The following is a 19,778-nucleotide window of genomic DNA, read 5'->3' as shown; positions in this document are numbered from 1 at the left end:
ATTGAAGCCAGCCTGGGTGGCTGGCGCTTGGCTTACTCGTAGCTCAGCGTGAACGGCAGGCTTGCATTTGCGATACCCGGCTTCACCTTGGTGGCGTCGGCAGCCACGTAAGCAGCGGCAAAGCGCACGTTGATGGCGCCGCCGCCCTCCGGCACTTCGGTTTGTGCCAGCAGGTCGCCATTGCTCAGATCGAACGCATTCGCGCTCGCGCCCGTGCCTTCGTACACGGCGATGCTCACGCCCTGGGCGAAACCGTCGGCAGTGGCGCCGTTGTTCACGCGCAGCGTCTTCTTGTCGGCGCTCAGTTCTGCGGCCTTGCCGGCGAACTTCATGCTGACCTTGGCGCCCTTCTTGCACACCACATCAAAGTTGGCCGCGCCGGCGCCGTTCGTCAGACGCTTCGGCGCAGCGAGCGTGCCGATATCGTCAGCGGCGATGTTGCCCATGCTCACGTTGATGGCGCCTGCGTCGCCCGTGGTCGACGACACCTTGCACGTGTCGTTCAAAATCGTGCCTTGGAAGTTGATGACGCCGTCCACCGTTTCTTTTACCACCGGAGGATCGACCGGATCGGCGGCCATTGCGACGGAGGACAGAGCAGACATGGCGACGCCCGCCAGGAACAGTTTTGCTTTCATTGACTTACCCTTAAATGAGACCGCAGCAGAAAGGTGCCGGGACTTGGTCGAGAAGAAATGCCTATCGAATGAGGCAGGCGCAAGTATTCCAAGCGAGGCGGGCGCGCCATATCAGACTGCTCTGAAAAGCAGCCTGAATTGATGCGTTTGGTCTGCACGATGAAGACCGGCGCCCCTTACGTGCAGAGGCTTTCTCGTTGTAAATGCGGCGGTTCCGCTGATTGGGCCGTCGAGACGGAGGAATGCCGCGCACGCCGCCGCAGGAGAGGCGAACAGCGCATATGCGGGAATGCAGGATCAGGGCGAGGCCGACCCCCTGAGGGAAAGGATCAGGCGTCTGGGGTTTCCGCCCGGTGCAGCGATTGGAGCTCTACGAAGAGCGCCTGAATGTCCGCGTTGATGTCGCTGGACGGGGTCGAAAGACGTCGTTCCAGTTCACTGGCCAGGTTGCGCGTCTGCCGATCTTCCACAACGGCCGCAGCGCCCGAAATTCGATGAGCGGCTCGACGTGCCTGCTCGATATCCCGATGTGCGATGCCCTGGCTAAGCATCTCAAGATCGGTCTTCATGGTCTGTCGATAGATCGCGAGTACGTCCGCCGACGGCGCCACGTCGTGCTCCATTGACTCCGCGTTGGGGGCGGAATCACCATGAGCACACCAGAGCTCGATCAGTTCCCGCAACGCGGCGAGGCGCAGCGGCTTGCCGAGCACACCGTCCATGCCGCTGTCGAAACACCGCACACGGTGCGCGTCGTCGGTCGCAGCCGAGATGGCGACAATCGGCGTGCGCTCGCCTCCGCGCTCATGCTCGATTTCTCGCATGCGCTGCGCGACGGTATATCCATCAATGCCTGGCAGATTGCAGTCGAGCAGCACCATGTCAAACGCTGCTGACGCAAACTGTTCGAGCGCCGCCTCGCCGGTGCCGGCAATGGCAGACCGGCAAGCCAGTGCGTCCAACTGATGCTGAATCGCATGTTGCACCGCCTCGTGATCATCGACCACGAGGACAAGCGGCCCTTCCTTCGATTCCCGCGACAGCGTCTTTTGCGCCTTCGGCGATATCGCGAGGGGCGCAGACGCCGGCGATGCATCTGCAGCGTTCGGCAATGCCGCCTCTGCGTGCGCCTCGCGTGTCGGCAACATGACGGTGAACACCGTGCCGACTTCGGGGCTGCTGCTGACGGTGATCACGCCCTCCATCAGCTCGACGAGTTCGTGGCAGATCGACAAACCCAGCCCCGTGCCGCTGGCACCGCGATTGCCTGGGCTTTCCACGCGCGCATACGGCTCGAAAATGTTCCGCTGGCGCTCGGGCGGAATGCCCATGCCCGTGTCTCTGACCTCAAGTACGAGCGTTCCGATGCCGCGTCGCTTTCCGGGCAGATAGTCGACGCGGAAAACGACCTTGCCGGCCGTGGTGAATTTGATCGCGTTCACCAGCAGGTTCAGAGCGATCTGCCGCACGCGCATGGCGTCGATCTCCACGCTGAAATCGGGCGCGCAGGCAAGATCGAGCGACAACGCAAGCTTCTTCTCCTCTGAACGCCAACGGACCATGTCAAGGGTCTGCTCGGCCCATTGCCCGATCGTCGTGGGCTGAAGCGCGAGTGTCACGCTGTGAGATTCGAGACGCGAATATTCGAGGACATCGTCAAGCAGCGCCAAGAGCGTTTCCGATGCCGAGACGGCGGCGTCGGCACGACTGGCTTGCTGGCCGGTCAACTGCGAGCGCTGCAGCAGTTCCAGCGAAGCAAGAATGGTGTGCATCGGCGTGCGAATTTCGTGGCTGATGAACGCGAGGAACATCGCCTTATCACGCTCGCTGCGCACGGCCGCAACACGCGCGCGCCATAGCACATACGCCAGCACCGCAAACGCCAGAACGACACCCGTAACGAGGATGACCTGCCGCCAACGGTAATGCAGGATCGATGCGAGCGACGGTGCGCCGTAGTCGGTGGTTTCCTGCCATCGGCGCCGAATCGCGTCAGCGTCTGATACTGGAATGGCGGTCAGCGATTTATTGAGAATCGACGCGAGCACAGGGTTGTCCTCGCGCGTGACCATCGCCAGCGCATAGGGCCGGTCCCAGAGACTTCCCGAGAGAAAAAGCCGGCCCTGGAACTGCCGCTGCAACTGCGGAATGATCGACGCGTCAGTCCCGAGCGCGGCGTCGGCCTCGCCGTTTGCGACGGCGTCCAGCGCATCGGACTCATTCTGGAACGTCTGCAACCTCACCGGCACGCCGCTGTGGCGGATTGCCAGTTCAAGGCCACCGCCACCTTTGATTGCGATGCGCTTGCCGGCCAACTGCGTGGCACCGGCAAACAGGTTTTCACGTTCGGCCGTGACGATTGCGATTGTGCCGACGTAGTACGGCGTACTGGCGATGACGCCCTCTCGGTGAGGGACCACGTCATCGTGCTTGCCCCAGTCGGGCAACATGTCGACGCTGCCTGACCGCAATGCCGCAGCCGAGCCGTTCCAGCACGCACCATCGACGTATTCGAAGCGCAACCCGCTAAGTTCGGCAATTGCATCGAGGAACGATGGAACCATGCCGACCACCTTTCCGGCCTCGACAAACTCGAACGGGCGCCAGTGCGCATCGACGCAGGTACGCACGACCGGATGCGCGGCCACCCAGGCTTGCTCCTCCGGTGTAAATAGCGAAGGCGCGGCCGCGTGGCTGCCGGCGGACATCAAGCCAAGCCATACGCCCAGGATCAGCGCGCGCACCGCCGTCGCTACATTGTTCACATCATCCCCAGTCGCCATATCGGAATCGAATGCATCGGCGCGTCGGGTTCGCGATGTTGCTGATCGCGCCAGTTCAGAAGCTTAATTCAGTCCCGAGCCGGATGGCCGGAAACGACCTTAAGGCCGTGTCGAACGGTCAGCAAGCGCACGGATGCGATTCGACTGGTGATGGAGTTGCCGCGCGTCGCCCGAGGAAGAGCGCGGACGCTCAAGACCGACACGCACGACGCCGCGCCAAGGCTACCGCAGCAGCGGCCAGTGCGAGCCCGAGGATCGGGTCCACCGCACCGGCACCCCCCACCCCTATGCTGCCCGTGGCCGCACCCGCCGCCGCATCGCCTTCCGGACTCGTGCCGCCACCGGCCGCCTGCGTATCGAGCGCGAGGTCGACGAGCACCGGGTCATGATCCGACGACCGGTACGCGTCCGGCGCGTAGAACGCCTGTTGCTGCTCGGCGCTTTTGTATGCGAACGAGTATTCCAGTGCAATCGGTTCGTCGGCGTTGATATGCCACTCGTGCACGGCGCGTACACGCTCGGCCAAGCCGGAGGTGGCAAGCGCATGGTCGATGTAGCCGGATTCGCCGCCGTAGACGTAGCTGTAGGCATCCTTGCCGACGAACTTCTCCACCATGTCGGCATATCCCTTGTCGGCAAGCAGCAAGACGGGGTCTTCCTTGGCATAGCTGTTGAGGTCACCGATGAGCAGCTTGCCTACGTCAGGCACGCCGGTTGGCGAGGTCGCCAGCCAGTCGGCGATCAGACCGGCAGCGCGCACCCGGGTGGGGTTCCAGCAGCTCTGGCCGTCGCCCTGGTCGGCGTCCCTGCCGGTCGCCCCGGTGCAGCCCTTGGACTTCAGGTGATTGACGACCACGGTGAAGTTCTGCGCGCCGCCGATGCGTCGGAAGCTTCGCGCCAGCGGCTGTCGATTCTTGTTATCGATGACCAGGGTGGCCGGAATGCCGACGGGCTCCACGGTGCGACTGTTGTAGACGATCGCCACCGTAATCGCATCGCTGCCCAGCTTCGGCACGCCAGGATCGACGTAGCGCCAGTCGGCGCCAAGCTGGCTTGTTAGGTGGCGGATGGCGCTGAGTTCACCGTAGCCGTCATTCTCGATTTCCATCAGGCCAACCACATCGGCATTGATGGCGCGGATGGCCGCAACGATCTTGGCTTCCTGGCGCTCGAACTCGGCCCGTGTTTTAGCGCCCCGGTTGGTTGGATCATCAAAGCCAGCGCCTTTCCCGTCACCGTTGAAGTAGTTCAGTACGTTGAACGAGGCGACGCGCACATCGGCTTGGGCGTGGCGTGCAGGTGCGCCCGCACGCGGGTTCGTGGCAGCGTTGAATGCCGGCGCGGCCGCGCCTGGCAGGGGCTGCAGGCGCCAAGCGTTGTAGCGCATTTCCAGCACGCCCTGGATACCGCTTACCGTATAGCCGGCGCGCACGGGATTCGCCGCAGACAGGCCCGGCGCCGGGTAGCGCACGCTGGCGGGATTCTGCTGATTGGAGCCATCGTCAAACACGATGCGGTTCAGCGCGTTGCTTGCAGCCTGGGCCGCGGCCCCGCTCCCGGCTGGGGCCACGTTGGCGGGCAATGGCAGGCGCCCGTTGCTGAGGAGCAGACTGCCGTAGCGTCCGAGTTCGTACGTCTCGCTCACCGTTAGCGTTTGCGGCAAGCGCACAAGCATCCCTTCATACGCCGACAACGCCTTGGCATCGGCCACAGGCAATGTCACCTCGACCGGCGTCACGCTGTTGCCGCTGGCGCAGCTTGCGATGCCGTTGGTGGCTAGCGTCAACTGCGTCTGGCCGTACTTCTCCTCCACCTTGCCGACGAGGTGGACGAGGTCACCCGCACGGGCGGTGACGCCGGGCGCGTAGACGAACAGCCCTTCAGACACGCCCGGCAGTCTGCGGCGCTGCGCATCGGGCTGTTGCACGAAGAAGCCGTTGAAACCGTTGGTGCCGCTGTAATCAGCCGTCACGACCGCTTCGATTTCAACGTTCTGTCCAGCAAGCGGCGAAGTTACGCTCGCGCCCTGCACATCCGCAAGATGCGTTGCTGCGGCGCCGCACACGGCAGCGGCCGGCGGTGGCGTGACGGTGCCCTGCCCGTTGTACAAGCCCAGATCGGAAAAGTCGTCGACGTTGAACGCATCCCATTGGAGGGACGGATCGAAAGCAGCAGTCGCTGCCGTATCGCCCTGCTTCACCGTGCCTTTGCGGCGCAGCGTGTGGTCCTTCGTGCCGGCGCTGGCCGTCCCCCAGAAGCCGGACGGCGGTTGATAGCCGACTTGCCCAATGCGATCGACAACAACGCCAGAGCGGGTGAGCGTCAGCGCGTCGTCGCCGTTGAAGGAGAAGCCCGCAGTTTGATTGACGCGGGCGCCGAGCACGCTGGCCAGTGTGCTGTGCGCCATCACATGCACGGCGCCCGGGGCCGGCTTGCCCGAGAGCGAAAACGACGCGGTGGGCGTGCTGCCGCCATTGTTGTACTGCTCGATCTTGTAGACCGAAAGATCGGCCTCTGCGGCGTCCGGATTGTAGATTTCGATGGCCTTGTTGTTCGAGCTGCCTTCTACGTACTCGCTGATGAGGAGCTCGGCATGAGCAGGCAACACCGTGAACAGCACGGCGGGAATGAGGAAATGCGGGCGCATGGGGGGATCAGGGGGTGAGGGAATGGATTCGGCATACCTTCAACAACGCCGATGACGTATGCATGGCGCGCGGCCACCGACCATTCAGCATTCTGTAAGGCACCCCCTCCCAGATGCCCGCTCTCACCAAAAAATGAAAAACCCGCGACGCTTTCGCAGTCGCGGGTTCTTCTCTCAGCGGATCAGCAACTAGCCGCCGATCGTCACATTGAAGACGAGACCGTCCGGCCTCACAAGATAGTAGCCACCGTCCACACCGATCCAGTGATAGCCGCGCGGGGGTGGCGAGAGACGATGCTCGCGCCAGTCGTCGATGATGTATTGGCGATCGCGGTATTCAGGTGGAATGCGCTCACCCCGATTCCACCGGTGGGCCATTTCGCGATCGGCGCGGCGATCCACGTCGACACGCTCGTCGTGGCGGTCGCGGTCCCAGCGGTGATCGCGGTCTTGCGCATGGCCGGCTAGCGGCGCGAGCGCAGATACAGCCAGCATCAATGACATCAGGAACTTGGTTTTTTGCATGGAGTGCTCCCTTAAAGCGTCCGGACATGCCGAACCTTGTTTCCACTCTATGCCGCACCGGGCTACAGGCTGTGACAAACCGCGTTAAGGATGTAACAGACGATTTTTTGTGCGCTGTGCGCCGCGTGCGTTATCCAACGGTCGCGGTTGGCTCTCCTTGGAGAACCAATACAGAATTGCCGAATTTTGTGTTTTTCTGTACCTGTTGGGCGATTGACCACGGGTGCTAGCCTGCAAGCTCTTCGTCCTTGCCGCTGACATCGAGCCCGCCATGCCTACCCTCACCAACCTGCTCACCTTTGCCCTGGTTGCCCTCGGCATGGTGCTGACGCCCGGCCCGAACATGATCTACCTGATCTCCCGTTCGATCTGTCAGGGGCGTAACGCCGGGCTGGTGTCGCTAGCGGGCATTGCCACGGGCTTCGTCTTCTACATGCTGTGTGCCGCATTCGGCATCACAGCCTTGCTGATGGCCGTGCCGTTTGCCTACGATGCGCTCCGCTTTGGCGGCGCGATCTACCTGCTGTATCTGGCCTGGCAAGCCGTGCGCCCGGGTGGCCGCGCGCCATTCCAGGTGCGGCAGCTGCCGGTGGACAGCCCGCGCAAGTTGTACACGATGGGCTTGCTGACCAGCATGCTCAACCCGAAAGTGGCGGTGCTGTATCTGTCGCTGCTGCCGCAGTTCATTGAGCCGGCGCACGGCAGCGTGCTGGTGCAGTCGGTCTGTCTGGGGCTCACGCAGATCTGCGTGAGCGTGACCATCAATTCGATGATCGCGGCCACGGCGGGCAGCATCGCGGCATTCCTCTCGCGCAAGCCGAGCTGGCTGTCGGTCCAGCGCTACCTGATGGGCACCGTGCTGACCAGCCTGGCACTGCGCATGGCAATGGAAGCACGCAAGTAAGCCACCCCAATTCAAGAAACGATTCGCAACCAATGAAAACGGGGCGATCCGGTTTGGCCGGATCGCCCCGTTTTCATTGAACGCGCTGTCAGATCAGCGGCGGCGCATATAGAACGTGAACACCTTGTCCTGCTCGCTGTGCTCCAGCAGCTCGTTGCCGGTTTGCTTGGCGAATGCCTGGAAGTCCCGCGTGGCGCCGGGGTCGGTGGCAAGAATCTTGAGCACGTCGCCGCTTTGCATGTCGGCAAGCGCCTTCTTCGTGCGCAGGATGGGCAGCGGGCAATTCAGGCCGCGCGCGTCGATTTCCTTCTGAAACTCCATGTCTTCCTCAGTGGTACGGGCAAGCGGCGCAGCGCCGCTCGCATCAGTTATTCCGTGATTGTAACGAGCCGTGTCGGCTGCCACTGGCGCGGCGGCGGGTCGGCGGGTTCGCCGGTGCGGATGTCGATGTAGCTGACGGGCAAGCCACGCGCGCTCAGGAAATCAGCGACGGCATAACCGGTGCCGGCCGTCCAGGGGCGGACTTTCTCAAACGGCTTCAGACGGTACTCGACGAGCTCTTCCGACAGCGCGATTTCGCCATCGGCCACCACGTGGTACGCAATGATCAGCTCATTCTTGCGGATGAACTCATACACACCGATCAGCGAGATCGATTGCGCGTCGAGGTTCGTCTCTTCCTTCAGCTCGCGGGCAATGCCTTCTTCCGGCGTTTCATCGCGCTCCATAAAGCCGGTGACGAGGGCAAACATGCCTTCGGGCCATAGCGCGTTGCGCGCGAGGAACATCTGCCCGCGATACTCGACCACCGCCGCCAGGACCGGCAACGGATTGTTCCAGTGGACGAAGCCGCAGTCCGGCACCGGACACGCGATGCGCACGCGGCCGGCGTTGTGTTGCTCGACGAGCGGCGTGGCGCATTGGGGGCAGAAGCGGTAGTCGAAGCTCATGGCAGAGAGATGCGTTAGACAGCTTGCTCACAGGCCGCGCGGATGTCGGCGGCAAAGGCTTCCACCGTCTCGGGCTCCACGTCCCACGAGCACATCAGGCGGCAGCCGCCGGCGCCAATGAATGTGTAGAAACGCCAGCCGCGTGCGCGCAGCGCCTCGATGGCGGGTACCGGCAACTCGGCAAACACGGCGTTCGATTCGGTCGGGAACATGATGCGCACGCCTGGCACATCGGCGATGCGCGCATGCAGAAGCTGCGCCATCGCATTGCCGTGACGCGCGTTGCGCAACCACACGTCGTTTTCAAGCAAACCCAGCCAAGGTGCCGAGATGAACCGCATCTTCGAGGCCAGTTGCCCTGCCTGCTTGACGCGATAGGCAAAGTCCTCGGCCAAGCGGCGATCAAAGAAGACCACGGCCTCGCCGACCGGCAGACCGTTCTTCGTGCCGCCAAAGCACAGCACGTCCACGCCGGCGCGCCACGTAATCTCAGACGGATGCACGCCGAGCGACGCCACCGCATTGGCGAAACGCGCGCCGTCCATGTGCACGCGCAACTGGCGACGCTTGGCAATCGCGGCAATGGCGCGCACCTCGTCCACGGTGTAGACGGTGCCGACTTCCGTCGACTGCGTCAGCGAAACGACCTTCGGCTTCGGGTAGTGAATATCGGAGCGCCGCGTGACCAGGGCTTCGACCGCGTCCGGTGTGAGCTTCCCGTTCTCGCCCTTGGCGGTCAGCAGCTTGGAGCCATTGGAAAAGAACTCTGGACCGCCGCATTCGTCCGTCTCGATGTGCGCCAGCTCGTGGCAGATCACCGAGTGATACGACTGGCACAGCGACGACAGCGCCAGCGAATTGGCCGCCGTGCCGTTGAAGACGAAGAAAACTTCGCAATCGGTTTCGAACAGATCGCGGATGCGGTCGCACACGCGCTGCGTCCAGGAATCATCGCCATAGGCCGGCTCATGGCCGCTGCCGTTGGCCTCCAGGAAATACTTCAGAGACTCCGGGCAGAAGCCCGCGTAGTTGTCTGAGGCGAAATGCTGCTTGGGCTGCATGGCGGGCCGGCAAATGTGAGTGGAAGACGGGTTACTTCTGTTCGGACCACAGGACGCCGCCGGTGGCCCAGTTTTCGCGCTTGATGTCGGTGATGATGATGTCGACGGCGCCCGGCGCGCAGCCCAGCGATTCGCACGTGACGCGCGTCACCTCTTCGACGAGCTTCCGCTTCTGCTCAACGCTGCGGCCCTCGAACATCTCGATATGGAAAGTCGGCATGGGGTCTCCTATTTAGTGAATCGCTTTGACAGTCGCGGCAGATGTGTCAGTTGCCTCAGTCACGGTATGAAGCGTCGATTTTATCCAGTTTGCGCAACAGCGCCGGCCACTCGATCATGCCTTCAATGGCGCCGCCATCTTCGAGCTGTTCTGCCGCACGATCGGCCACTTGCGGCGCGGGCGAGACGACCTCGCCACCAGCGAGCGCCTGAATCTGGATCTCGCATGCCTTGATGAGCGTGGCCATCAGCACGTGCGCTTCCGCCACGGTGCGGCCGACGGTGAGCGTGCCGTGATTGCGCAGCAGCATCGCGAAATGATTGCCAAGCGACGCGGTAAGGCGCATGCCCTCTTCCGGCGTAAAGGCAAGCCCTTCGTAATCGTGATACGCAATGCGCTGGTGAAACCGCAGCGCATGCTGTGACAGCGGCAGCAGCCCATGATTCTGCGCCGACACGGCAATGCCCGCCGTGTTATGCAGATGGATCACGCACTGCGCATCGGGCCGCGCAGCGTGAACGGCAGCGTGCAATGCGAAGCCCGTCACGTTGACGGACGGACGCGTAGCTGCGTCGGGCCAATCGCCGACAAGCTGGCCGCGGCCATTGATCTTGACCAGGTTGGATGCGGTGATTTCGTCGAACGCGAGGCCGAAAGCGTTGATCAGGAAGTGATCAGGCTCGCCCGGCACGGTGGCCGACAGGTGGGTGTAGACAAGGTCGTCCCAACCGTTGAGCGCGGCCAGGCGATATGCGGCGGCAAGATCGACGCGCACCGCGCGCTCGGCCTGGCTCATTTCGCCGCCGGACGTGACGGCATCGGGGCGCAGGGCAAAAGACATGGGGCTCCTCCAATGGAGGAGGCATTCTAGAACGGGTGCGCTGGGCGCGTTGCACACGCCATCACATGCCGCGCATCACGCACGCGCCGGTGCCGCCCGCTTGACCGCAAGAAAGGTCGCCACGCCCGCCACGAGCGACACCGCTGCCACGGCCAGCGATGCATTGAAGCCGCCCGTGGCCGCAAACAAACGGTTCGCAAGCGGCGGCCCGACGATCTGGCCGATGCCATACGCGGCCGTCATGAGCCCCATCAGACGCGGCACGGCATGCGGCCAGAGCCGGCGCGCCTCGCGCATGGCGAACAGCGTGATCGCCGTGAACGGCAGGCCGAGCAGCGTGCTGGAAAGCGCCAGCCCCGCCACCGTTGGCCAGACGATGCTGGTTGTCACAGCAACCGCCTGCATGGCGTAGGCCGTGGCCAGCAGCGAGCGGTTGTCGCGCGCCAGGCTGATCCGTGTGGAAAGGAACGCCCCGAGCGCCACCCCCGCACCGAACATCGGCCAGAACAGATCGGGCCAGACCGAACCCGCCGGCAGCACCTTGCGCGCGATCACGGGCAGGAACGTGGCGGTGATGATGTAGCCAAAGCCCGCCAGGCCGTAGGCGATCGTCAGCGCGCTGGTGGGCGCATCCAGCCCGGGTGCCGTGCCGGATGCAGCCGGCGCCGGAGCGGCATGCGCATGCGCTTCTGGTCGGATGGTCGACCACACCGCCGCCGAAAGCAGCGCCGACAGCACGCCAAACGCCATCCATGCGGACGTTGCGTGCCAACCCAGCGCCACCATGCCGCTTGCCGCCAAGCCTGGAATGGCGATGCCAAGACCCGGCCCGCAGAAAATGATGCCGCCGAGCGCAGCATGGCCCAGCTCGGTCAGCCGATGAAGGCACCAGCCCGCCGTAAAGACAAACACCAGCGCGCTGGCCATGCCGGCTGCAAAGCGCAGCAGAAGCCACGCAGGCTGCCCTTGCAGCACGCCCATTCCGGCAGTCAGCAGCACCGTCGCAACCAGACCGGTGCGGATGAGCCGCGCCGCGTCGCCGCGCACCGCCATGCAGGCCAGCGCGCCAACGAAATAGCCCAGGTAGTTGCCGGTTGCCAGCCAGCTGCCCTGCGCCAACGTCAGGCTGCCGTCGTGAAGCATCATCGGCAGGATCGGCGTGAAGGCGAAGCGGCCGATGCCCATCGCCACGGACAGCGCCACCATGCCCGCAATCGCCACGCGCCATGCGGTGGCCCGCTGCGAATGGGCGACGGACGAGGCAGAGGTAGACGACAGCGTGTGCTCCATGGAAGGGCCTGGATGAGGAAATCGGCACTTCATCGTACGCAAGGCCGTCCATCCTGAAAAATGAATTATATTGAACGAACCCATTAGCATTTGAGATACATCATGGATCTGTCCTCGCTCGAGATCTTCCGAACGGTGGTGCGGGAAGGCGGCGTCACGCGGGCGGCCCAGCAGCTGAATCGCGTGCAGTCGAATGTGACGACACGCATCCGCCAGCTCGAGACCTCGCTGGGCGTGCAACTGTTCGTGCGCGAGAGCAAGCGCATGGTGCTCACGCCGGCCGGGCAGACCTTGCTGACCTACGCCGACGACATCCTCCGCCTAGCCGCAGAAGCACGCCAGGCCGTGCAACCGCGCGAGCCGCACGGGCGCCTGCGCATCGCCTCGATGGAAAGCACGGCGGCCAGCCGCCTTCCAGCCCTGCTCGCCACGCTGCATCAGCGCTGGCCGCGCGTGCAACTCGAACTGGTGACGATGACCACGCGCCAGTCCCTCCAGGCGCTGTCGAACTTTGAAGTCGATTGCGCGTTCGTTGCCGAGACAGCGTGCCTGAATAACACGCGCGCCGCCATGACGACGCTGCCGGCCTTTGCGGAAGAGCTGGTGCTGATTGCTCACCGCGCCCACCCGCCCATCCGCCGCGCTATGGATGTGCAGACCGCCGGCATGCTCGCGTTCGAACCCGGCTGCGCTTATCGGCAATTGATCGAAGACTGGTTCGCCGCCGACGGCGTAGTGCCGTCCCGGGTGCTGGAGCTTGGCTCGTATCACGCCATCATCGCTTGCGCGGCGGCGGGCATTGGCGTGGCGCTAGTGCCGCGCTCGGTGCTTGAGCTGTATACGAATGCCCCGGAAATCAGCATCCACGTGCTGGGCAAGCCGGGCCGTGTCGACACGCTACTTGCCTGGCACCGCGACATGGCAGGGCCTGCCCTGCAGGCGCTGGTTCAGTTGCTGGGCGAGCCGCAACCAGCGCCAAGCGCACCCACGCGCGAGGCCATTGCCGCCTAAACTGAAAGCGGATATCGGGACCGTGCCGCAGGTCTGATCAGGCAACAACCGCGGCAATCACGGACGGAGGCGCGAATGCGACCGTCGTTGCGGATGCGGCGTTGGATAGGAGGGATGGCAGCGGTCATCGCCGCGGTCTGGACCAGCCTTGCCGTGGCAGCCGCGCCGGTCGTGGTGTTGCCGGTCACCGGTGCCATCGGGCCAGCCAGCGCAGCCTATGTGATCCGCGGCCTGCAACAGGCGCACGATCAAGGGGCGCAGTTGGTTGTTCTGCAAATGGATACGCCCGGCGGCCTCGACGCGTCGATGCGCCAGATCATTCAGGCCATCCTTGCGTCGCCCGTGCCGGTGGCAGGCTACGTGGCCCCCGGCGGCGCGCGGGCAGCGAGCGCGGGCACCTACATCCTCTATGCATGCCACGTTGCCGCGATGGCGCCCGCCACGAACCTGGGTGCGGCGTCGCCGGTGGCGATCGGCATGGGCGGCCACGCTCCCAGCCCCGAACCCGGACCCAGCCCCGGCGCCAAACCGGCCAGCGCGCCAGCCGCCTCTTCCAGCAACGAAGACACCCTCGCCCGCAAGCAGATGCACGACGCGGCGGCGTACATCCGCGGGCTGGCGCAACTGCGTGGTCGCAATGCGGAATGGGCCGAGCGCGCCGTGCGTGAAGCCGTGAGCCTCGACGCGCCCGAAGCCGCCAGCCAGCACGTGATCGACCTTGTTGCGGCGAGCCTTCCTGATCTGCTCAAGCAAGTCGACGGCCGCGCGGTGCGCACGTCCGCCGGCGTGGTCACGCTGCATACGGCAGAGGCCGCGATCGTCACGCTGGAGCCCGACTGGCGCAACCACTTCCTCGGCGTCATCACCGACCCGAGCCTGGCGCTGTTGCTGCTGACGGCGGGCGTGTATGCACTGATCTTCGAGTTCTCGACGCCGGGCATGGTTGTGCCCGGCATCCTCGGCGCAGTGTGCATCGTGGTGGCGCTCTACGGGCTGCAGATGCTTCCGATCAACTACGCGGGCCTTGCCCTCATCGCGCTCGGCCTCGGCTGCATGGTTGCTGAAGCATTCCTGCCGACGTTCGGCGCGCTCGGCGTGGGCGGCATCGTTGCGTTCGTGCTGGGCGCAGTAATGCTGATCGATACGCAAACGCCGGGCTTTGGCGTGCCACTGCCGCTCATCATCGGACTGGCCTTCGTGAGCCTGACCGTTGTTCTAGCGATCTCCAGCCTGGCGGTGCGTGCACGACGGCGGCCGATCGTGAGCGGCGGCGATACGCTCATCGGCATGACAGGCGAAGTGCTGGACGTCGATACACCGGATGCCGATGCCGATAGCGACGGCTGGGCACGCATCCATGGCGAGCGCTGGCGCGTGCGCTGTGACGGCGGCATCGCGCGTGGCGATCAGGTGCGTGTGATCGCCCGGCATGGGCTGACACTGATGGTCGAACCCGTCGCCCCCCTCGCCGCGTCTTCATAAGGAGAAGAAAAATGCTCTACGGCTTCTTCAGTGCAGGCGGCCTGATTTTCCTGGCCGTACTGCTGGTCATCTCGTCGTTTCGGGTGCTGCGCGAATACGAGCGCGGCGTGGTGTTCCTGCTCGGCCGCTTCTGGCGCGTGAAAGGGCCGGGGCTGGTGCTCATCGTGCCGGCCATCCAGCAAATGGTGCGCGTGGACTTGCGCACGGTGGTGATGGACGTGCCGCCCCAGGATGTGATCTCGCACGACAACGTATCGGTCAAGGTCAATGCGGTGGTGTACTTCCGGGTCGTCGATCCGGAGCGCGCCATCATCCAGGTAGCCAACTATCTGGAAGCCACGAGCCAGCTCGCGCAGACGACGCTGCGCGCCATCCTCGGCAAACACGAGTTGGACGAGATGCTGGCCGAGCGCGAAAAGCTCAATCTCGACATCCAGAAGGTGCTCGACATCCAGACCGACCCTTGGGGCATCAAGATCGCGAACGTGGAGATCAAGCACGTTGACCTGAACGAATCGATGATCCGCGCCATCGCCCGGCAGGCTGAGGCCGAACGCGAACGCCGCGCCAAAGTCATCCACGCGGAAGGCGAGCTGCAGGCGTCGGAAAAGCTGCTCGAAGCCGCACGCATGCTGGCCCAGCAGCCGGAAGCAATCCAGTTGCGCTATCTGCAGACGCTCACGCAGATCGCAGGTGACAGAAGTTCGACGATTGTCTTTCCGCTGCCGATGGAAGTGCTGGGCGCAGTGAAGAAAGCCGTCAGCGGCTGACACGCATCACAAATCGATCTTCATGCCGAGCTTGAACAGCCGCGGCGCGCCCATCGACAAGCGATTGTTGCCGGCGCCCGCCCAGTAGCGCTTGTCGGTCAGGTTGTCGACATTGAACTGCAGCGTTGCCCGCTTGCCCGAGATGCGCGTCACGTAACGCACGCCTGCACTGAAGAGCGTCGTGCCGCCCAGTTCCGCTTGGTTGGCATCATTCACGGGGCGCGGGCCAAGGTAATAGGCGCCTGCGTTGAACGAGACCGACCGCAGCATCGGCAACGTGTATTCGGCAAAGAAGCTGGCAGTGCTGCGCGGCGTGTTCTCCGGCGTTTTTCCGTCGAGGCCGTTACCGACACCGCGAAACTTCGCGTCCGTCCAGCCGGCGGAAGCCAGCAGCGACAGGTCTTTGGTGACGCGGCCCTGGGCAGTCAGCTCGATACCGCGAATGCGCTCGCGCCCGTCCTGCACGAAGACGTTCGCGTCGTTGGTGTAGCTCGCTGCGCGGTCGATGTCGTACACGGCGGCGGCGAGCTGCGTGCCGGCCGGTGTTTCATAGCGCATGCCCACTTCCTTCTGTTCGGACAGCGCAGGCGGCATGGCCACATTGGCGTTGGCGGCCGTGTTGGGCGCACGCGCACCGGCCTCCAAACCCTGCGCGTACGACGCGTATGCCGACAGCGCCGGCGTGAACTTGTAGATGACGGCGCCCAGCGGCGTGGTCTTGCTGGCCTCGTAGCGGTTGGGCGCCTGCTCGCTGGTGTAGCGCGTGTAGCGCAGGCCGGCGATCACCTGCCAGTGCTGCGACAGCGTCATGCGGTCCAGCGCGTAGACGCCCGTATCCACGGCACGCTGCTCGGCGGTGAAGCCCGTGCCGGTGGTCGGCAACCAGCCGAGGTCGACCGGGTTGTACAGATTCTGCGCGCCGGAGAAGCGGTCCGAGAACACCGCCGCTTGGCGCATGTCGGATCGCGCAATGCCGAAGGTCAGGTCATGCGTGATCCAACCCGTCTTCTCGGTGCCGGAAACGTCCACCCGCACGTGACTTGTATTCCACCGACCGCTCTGACGCTGGCCAGAGACTGTGCCGGCGCCCGTCACCGCGTTGGTCAGGCGAAATTCCGAAAACGCCCGCGTGCGCGCCGTCTCCGACATGCCGCCCTCCACCGTCAGCAGCCACGTATCGGCGAGTGCGTAATCGGCACGCAGCAACGCATTGGTGTTGTTGCCGTCAAAGTCGGCCCACCCCGGTGAAATGCGTTTGGCCGGATCGGGCATGGCCGGCAAGGTGATGACGCCGTTCTTGGCAGCGGGCAGCGTCACCACCGATTGCTCCGTGATGACCTTGCGCGAGTATTCCACGTCGGCCTTCAGGCTCAGGCGGCTGTTGACCTTCCAGTCGAAAGCCACAGCGGCAAGCTGGCGCGTGCCGTCAATGCCGCTCGTCGGCGACTGCAGCGAGCCGCCCGCCGCGTTGATGCGCAGGCCATATTGATTGTCTTCACCAAAGCGGCGCCCCACGTCGAGCGTGCCGACCACGGTGCCGTTGCTGTCGAACTGCATGCCCAGCGTGGTGACCGGCGTGTTGCCCGCCCGCTTGGTGACAAGGTTCACCACCCCGCCCGGCGTGGTGTAGCCGTAATACAGCGCTGACACGCCCTTGAGCACTTCCACGCGTTCCTTGTCCTCAAGCGGGATTGCCGTAAGCGCCGGAATCGGCATCGAGCCGTTGAAGCGGAAATTGGTGCGGTTCTCCAGCGTCACGCCGCGGATGGCGAGGTTATCGAACGTCTCGCCCGAAAGCTGCTGGCGCGTCACGCCCGCCGTATTGCGCAGCGCGTCGTACAGCGACGTGTCCTGCTGCGCGTCGAGCGCCTCGCGCGTGACCACATTCACGGTAGCAGGGATGTCGCGCAGCGCCATACCGCGGAATGCACCGACCTGCGCAGTGCTGGCCGCAAAGCCGCGCTGACTGCCTGCCGTGACGGTCGTCTCGTTGAGGTCGACCGTGGCGGCACCTGCGGCCGGCTGGCTCTCTTCGGCATGCGTCAATGTAGAAACGGCGAGAGGAATGGCGGCGAGCGCGCAGGAGAATGCGCGGGCCGCGAGATGACGGTTCATCGCAGGCAACAGGGTCAATCAGGATTAGCGAAACCGGGCGCGCGGAAATGCGCTTAGAGAAGAGAAAACGCGCCGCAAAACATCACGCGGCGCGTCGATCCGTTGGCTGGCAGGTGGAAACCCGCTGGCTCGCCCGGCAAGAGCGATGGTCAGCGGTCAGGCAAGTTGCCTATCGCCACCCATCAAATGAGAATGATTCGCATTATATAGATTGAGATGTGATGTCAGCAACTGTTAATTCGCCGGTACCCCCTGCTTCCACTGCGGCCAGTGCTGCACGATGTCGTCCAGCAACGGCTTGGCCGCATTGACGAGGTTGTGCGTGGCCGGCACAAAACCGCCCTGCTGCGCGTAGTTGATGAGCCCGTCGGAGGCGCTCTGGCCATCGTAGGGGCGATCGAAGTCGGACCCGGCTCGCAGCAATGCCACGCGGCTGAAGTCGACCTTGCCCGCACGGGCGCCGCGCGTGAGCACTTCCAGCGTGGCGTTGTCCTCCTGCGCGGTCGTGCAGTACGTGCCCTTGTTGTCGGTCATCGTCTTCACCCAGTCACGCGCCCGCTGGCCCAGGTTGCGGCCGGCCCACCAAGTGTCGGCGGAGGCCACGTCGCATTGGATGACGGCAGGTGGCTGATTGGCCGGCGCATAAGGGTAGTTCTTGCGGAACGCGATGGCCTCGGGGCTGTCTTCCAGCGTCGCCGATTTTGACAGCGTGTAGGCCCGCTGCAGCAGCGTCTCGTTGAGCTGGAACACTTCAGTGCGGTAGTCCATCGGCGGCTTCTCGCCCGGGCCCTTGGTGCCGATGCCGAAGTAGCCGTAGGGCCAGCCTGCGGGCATCTCGCGCGCATCGATCTCGTGCGAGAGGCCGTAATCAACCGCATACCGCGCCCACGCCGCCGAGCCCACAGTCCCCTGGCCCGGATCGATGCCCGCAATGCCAGCAATCACAAAGTAGGTGTGCGAGAGGTCCAGCTTGCTGCGATAGAGCAACGCGGAAATCGTGGACGCGGCATTCGCATAGCCCATGCCCGTGGTGACTTGGCAGATGCCGTCGTAATTGCACAGCATGTTGGGCGCGTCGGGCGACAGGCCTGAGATGTAGACCTTCTCCTTCAGGTCGTAGCGGTCGATGAAGGGCTGTGCCTCGCCCTGGAACATGTTGATGACGATGACTTTCACCCCGTCATACGCACAACTGTTCAAGGTCAGCGCTGCGGCACCGACGGCGCAGAGCTTGGCGATGGATCGCATGGGTGTCTTGAGTCGGGAATCGATCATGGCGAAGGCACTCCGTGTTTCCACACGCTCCAGCGCGTGACGATCTCGTTGACCAGCGGGCCGCCCGCCAGATACAGGTTGTTGAGCGACGGCACGAACCCGCCCGAGTTGCTGTTGACCAGCGAGTCATACGGCGTCTGCCCCGGATACGGCCGGTCGAAGTTCGATGCAGTGCGCAACACGGCCACATGCTGCAGGTCGAGCAGCCCCGCCTTGGAGCCACGCGTGAGCGCCTCGAACGTGGCGTTGTCTTCCTGCTGCGTGGTGCAGTACGTGCCCTGCCCGTCCGTCAGCAGCTTGACCCATGCCGCTTCGCGCTCGCCCAGCTTGGCGCCGTGCCAGTACGTGTTGCCGGCAGCGGTGTCGCATTGCACGACAGAAGGCGGCTGGTTGGCCGGCGCGCTCGGGTAGTTGGCGCGATAGGCGCGTGCAGTTGCGTTGTCGTCCAACACGGCGCCCTTGGAAAGCGCCAGCGCCTTCTGTAGCAGCGCCTCGTTCACGCGGAAGACTTCGGTCTTGTAATCCAGCGGCGGCTTCTGCCCCGGGCCCTGCGTGTTGATGCCGATGAAGCCGTTGGGCCAGTTGGCGGGCACCTCGCGCGCGTCGATCTCCCAGGCAATGTCGCTGTCGACCAGGAAGCGCGCCCACGCAGCGCTGCCGAGCGTGCCCTGCGACGGATCGATCCCGGCAATGCCCGCCACAAGGAAGTACGTGCGCTGCAGGTCGAACTTGCCGCTGTAGATCAGCGCCGACACCGACGACGCGGCATTTGCCTTGCCCATGCCCGTGGTGAGCTGGCAGACGTCGCTGGCGTTGCAATGCACGTTCGGGTAGTCGATCGACAGGCCCGGCACCGGCACGTCTTGCGTGAGGCCCAGCTTGTCGATCCACGGCTGTGCCTCGGGCGCGAACATGCTGATGATCAGCACCTTGACCTTGCGCGCGTGCGACTCCGGCGCAAGTTGCGCAACCGGTTGTGTCGATGCACCGACGCCTGCCGCCAGCAAGGCGCCAACCGCGACGGCACGCGCCAATCGTTTGCCTTTGCGCCCGAGCAGCCGGTGCGGCGGCTGCGGTGGCGGGGCGTCGACCTTGTCAGATAGGACGCTCATGGTTCTCCTCGGATTTGGGGATAGGAATGGGATCAACCCGCGCTGTGGGGAACAGCACGCGCCACCGATGCAAATTGCCTGCCAAGCGGCACACAATCCCTACACAATCGGCAACGTTTTCCCGGTATAGGCCATGGCGGGGCCTGTCTCCAGC

At 64.2% G+C, this 19,778-nt stretch carries 17 protein-coding genes; 4 read left to right on the top strand and 13 right to left on the bottom strand.

Features of this window, described 5'->3' with window-relative positions:
• Nucleotides 1-32: 32 nt before the first annotated feature.
• From ACCD03_RS03760 to ACCD03_RS03745, 4 genes are all read right to left on the bottom strand, one after another.
• Nucleotides 33-638 (bottom strand): fimbrial protein, encoded by a 606-nt coding sequence (locus tag ACCD03_RS03760; RefSeq protein ID WP_045204522.1) that lies wholly within the window; start codon nucleotides 636-638, stop codon nucleotides 33-35.
• A gap of 329 nt (nucleotides 639-967) precedes the next feature.
• On the bottom strand, nucleotides 968-3,421 hold the full coding sequence (locus ACCD03_RS03755; RefSeq protein ID WP_413410903.1) for an ATP-binding protein: 2,454 nt from the start codon (nucleotides 3,419-3,421) through the stop codon (nucleotides 968-970).
• Between the two features lie 190 nt (nucleotides 3,422-3,611).
• Entirely contained in the window at nucleotides 3,612-6,068 is a 2,457-nt protein-coding gene (locus ACCD03_RS03750) for an ExeM/NucH family extracellular endonuclease (protein ID WP_413410902.1), read from the bottom strand.
• A gap of 189 nt (nucleotides 6,069-6,257) precedes the next feature.
• On the bottom strand, nucleotides 6,258-6,593 hold the full coding sequence (locus tag ACCD03_RS03745) for an RcnB family protein (protein WP_045204525.1): 336 nt from the start codon (nucleotides 6,591-6,593) through the stop codon (nucleotides 6,258-6,260).
• Nucleotides 6,594-6,864: 271 nt separating this feature from the next.
• On the opposite strand from ACCD03_RS03745, the gene ACCD03_RS03740 reads away from it, so the two are divergent.
• Nucleotides 6,865-7,497: a LysE family translocator gene (locus ACCD03_RS03740; RefSeq protein ID WP_325653991.1), complete on the top strand. Its 633-nt coding sequence runs from the start codon at nucleotides 6,865-6,867 to the stop codon at nucleotides 7,495-7,497.
• Nucleotides 7,498-7,590: 93 nt separating this feature from the next.
• Here ACCD03_RS03740 and ACCD03_RS03735 read toward each other — a convergent pair whose 3' ends face one another.
• From ACCD03_RS03735 to ACCD03_RS03710, 6 genes are all read right to left on the bottom strand, one after another.
• Nucleotides 7,591-7,818: a sulfurtransferase TusA family protein gene (locus ACCD03_RS03735; RefSeq protein WP_024976289.1), complete on the bottom strand. Its 228-nt coding sequence runs from the start codon at nucleotides 7,816-7,818 to the stop codon at nucleotides 7,591-7,593.
• A gap of 47 nt (nucleotides 7,819-7,865) precedes the next feature.
• Nucleotides 7,866-8,447 carry an NUDIX domain-containing protein gene (locus ACCD03_RS03730; RefSeq protein WP_413410901.1) on the bottom strand — a complete coding sequence of 194 codons (582 nt, stop codon included), beginning with the start codon at nucleotides 8,445-8,447 and terminating at the stop codon, nucleotides 7,866-7,868.
• Between the two features lie 14 nt (nucleotides 8,448-8,461).
• Entirely contained in the window at nucleotides 8,462-9,508 is a 1,047-nt protein-coding gene (locus tag ACCD03_RS03725; RefSeq protein ID WP_253536638.1) for a threonine aldolase family protein, read from the bottom strand.
• 31 nt (nucleotides 9,509-9,539) lie between these two features.
• Nucleotides 9,540-9,728 (bottom strand): 4-oxalocrotonate tautomerase, encoded by a 189-nt coding sequence (locus tag ACCD03_RS03720; RefSeq protein ID WP_004629375.1) that lies wholly within the window; start codon nucleotides 9,726-9,728, stop codon nucleotides 9,540-9,542.
• A 55-nt stretch (nucleotides 9,729-9,783) separates the two neighbouring features.
• Complete coding sequence (locus ACCD03_RS03715) at nucleotides 9,784-10,569, bottom strand: class II aldolase/adducin family protein (protein ID WP_413410900.1); 786 nt, start codon at nucleotides 10,567-10,569, stop codon at nucleotides 9,784-9,786.
• 75 nt (nucleotides 10,570-10,644) lie between these two features.
• Nucleotides 10,645-11,859, bottom strand: a complete 1,215-nt coding sequence (locus ACCD03_RS03710; protein WP_325653989.1) for a YbfB/YjiJ family MFS transporter — start codon at nucleotides 11,857-11,859, stop codon at nucleotides 10,645-10,647.
• A 102-nt stretch (nucleotides 11,860-11,961) separates the two neighbouring features.
• Between ACCD03_RS03710 and ACCD03_RS03705 the strand changes: the two genes are divergently transcribed.
• The 3 genes from ACCD03_RS03705 (at nucleotide 11,962) to ACCD03_RS03695 (ending at nucleotide 15,122) form a co-directional block, all read left to right on the top strand.
• Entirely contained in the window at nucleotides 11,962-12,870 is a 909-nt protein-coding gene (locus ACCD03_RS03705; RefSeq protein ID WP_413410899.1) for a LysR family transcriptional regulator, read from the top strand.
• Between the two features lie 75 nt (nucleotides 12,871-12,945).
• Nucleotides 12,946-14,352 carry an NfeD family protein gene (locus ACCD03_RS03700; protein ID WP_413410898.1) on the top strand — a complete coding sequence of 469 codons (1,407 nt, stop codon included), beginning with the start codon at nucleotides 12,946-12,948 and terminating at the stop codon, nucleotides 14,350-14,352.
• Between the two features lie 11 nt (nucleotides 14,353-14,363).
• Nucleotides 14,364-15,122 carry a slipin family protein gene (locus tag ACCD03_RS03695; protein ID WP_045204533.1) on the top strand — a complete coding sequence of 253 codons (759 nt, stop codon included), beginning with the start codon at nucleotides 14,364-14,366 and terminating at the stop codon, nucleotides 15,120-15,122.
• 6 nt (nucleotides 15,123-15,128) lie between these two features.
• On the opposite strand, the gene ACCD03_RS03690 is transcribed toward ACCD03_RS03695, so the two are convergent.
• From ACCD03_RS03690 to ACCD03_RS03680, 3 genes are all read right to left on the bottom strand, one after another.
• Nucleotides 15,129-17,237, bottom strand: a complete 2,109-nt coding sequence (locus tag ACCD03_RS03690; RefSeq protein ID WP_413410896.1) for a TonB-dependent siderophore receptor — start codon at nucleotides 17,235-17,237, stop codon at nucleotides 15,129-15,131.
• A gap of 234 nt (nucleotides 17,238-17,471) precedes the next feature.
• Entirely contained in the window at nucleotides 17,472-18,512 is a 1,041-nt protein-coding gene (locus ACCD03_RS03685) for a purine nucleoside permease (RefSeq protein ID WP_325652712.1), read from the bottom strand.
• On the bottom strand, nucleotides 18,509-19,624 hold the full coding sequence (locus ACCD03_RS03680) for a purine-nucleoside phosphorylase (RefSeq protein ID WP_413410895.1): 1,116 nt from the start codon (nucleotides 19,622-19,624) through the stop codon (nucleotides 18,509-18,511). The genes ACCD03_RS03685 and ACCD03_RS03680 overlap by 4 nt, the downstream gene beginning before the upstream one ends.
• Nucleotides 19,625-19,778 lie beyond the last annotated feature (154 nt).

Origin of the sequence: Ralstonia sp. Ralssp135 (assembly GCF_047304345.1) — a bacterium.
GTDB lineage: Bacteria > Pseudomonadota > Gammaproteobacteria > Burkholderiales > Burkholderiaceae > Ralstonia > Ralstonia chuxiongensis.
This window is presented reverse-complemented; position numbering and strand designations above follow the sequence as displayed.

Bases quoted from the DNA above. Each gene is read 5' to 3' on its own strand.
- ACCD03_RS03725 (WP_253536638.1), bottom strand. From the start codon at position 9,508: ATGCAGCCCAAGCAGCATTTCGCCTCAGACAACTACGCGGGCTTCTGC.
- ACCD03_RS03705 (WP_413410899.1), top strand. From the start codon at position 11,962: ATGGATCTGTCCTCGCTCGAGATCTTCCGAACGGTGGTGCGGGAAGGC.
- ACCD03_RS03760 (WP_045204522.1), bottom strand. From the start codon at position 638: ATGAAAGCAAAACTGTTCCTGGCGGGCGTCGCCATGTCTGCTCTGTCC.
- ACCD03_RS03690 (WP_413410896.1), bottom strand. From the start codon at position 17,237: ATGAACCGTCATCTCGCGGCCCGCGCATTCTCCTGCGCGCTCGCCGCC.
- ACCD03_RS03685 (WP_325652712.1), bottom strand. From the start codon at position 18,512: ATGATCGATTCCCGACTCAAGACACCCATGCGATCCATCGCCAAGCTC.
- ACCD03_RS03735 (WP_024976289.1), bottom strand. From the start codon at position 7,818: ATGGAGTTTCAGAAGGAAATCGACGCGCGCGGCCTGAATTGCCCGCTG.
- ACCD03_RS03730 (WP_413410901.1), bottom strand. From the start codon at position 8,447: ATGAGCTTCGACTACCGCTTCTGCCCCCAATGCGCCACGCCGCTCGTC.
- ACCD03_RS03720 (WP_004629375.1), bottom strand. From the start codon at position 9,728: ATGCCGACTTTCCATATCGAGATGTTCGAGGGCCGCAGCGTTGAGCAG.
- ACCD03_RS03710 (WP_325653989.1), bottom strand. From the start codon at position 11,859: ATGGAGCACACGCTGTCGTCTACCTCTGCCTCGTCCGTCGCCCATTCG.
- ACCD03_RS03750 (WP_413410902.1), bottom strand. From the start codon at position 6,068: ATGCGCCCGCATTTCCTCATTCCCGCCGTGCTGTTCACGGTGTTGCCT.
- ACCD03_RS03715 (WP_413410900.1), bottom strand. From the start codon at position 10,569: ATGTCTTTTGCCCTGCGCCCCGATGCCGTCACGTCCGGCGGCGAAATG.
- ACCD03_RS03700 (WP_413410898.1), top strand. From the start codon at position 12,946: ATGCGACCGTCGTTGCGGATGCGGCGTTGGATAGGAGGGATGGCAGCG.
- ACCD03_RS03695 (WP_045204533.1), top strand. From the start codon at position 14,364: ATGCTCTACGGCTTCTTCAGTGCAGGCGGCCTGATTTTCCTGGCCGTA.
- ACCD03_RS03745 (WP_045204525.1), bottom strand. From the start codon at position 6,593: ATGCAAAAAACCAAGTTCCTGATGTCATTGATGCTGGCTGTATCTGCG.
- ACCD03_RS03755 (WP_413410903.1), bottom strand. From the start codon at position 3,421: ATGGCGACTGGGGATGATGTGAACAATGTAGCGACGGCGGTGCGCGCG.
- ACCD03_RS03740 (WP_325653991.1), top strand. From the start codon at position 6,865: ATGCCTACCCTCACCAACCTGCTCACCTTTGCCCTGGTTGCCCTCGGC.
- ACCD03_RS03680 (WP_413410895.1), bottom strand. From the start codon at position 19,624: ATGAGCGTCCTATCTGACAAGGTCGACGCCCCGCCACCGCAGCCGCCG.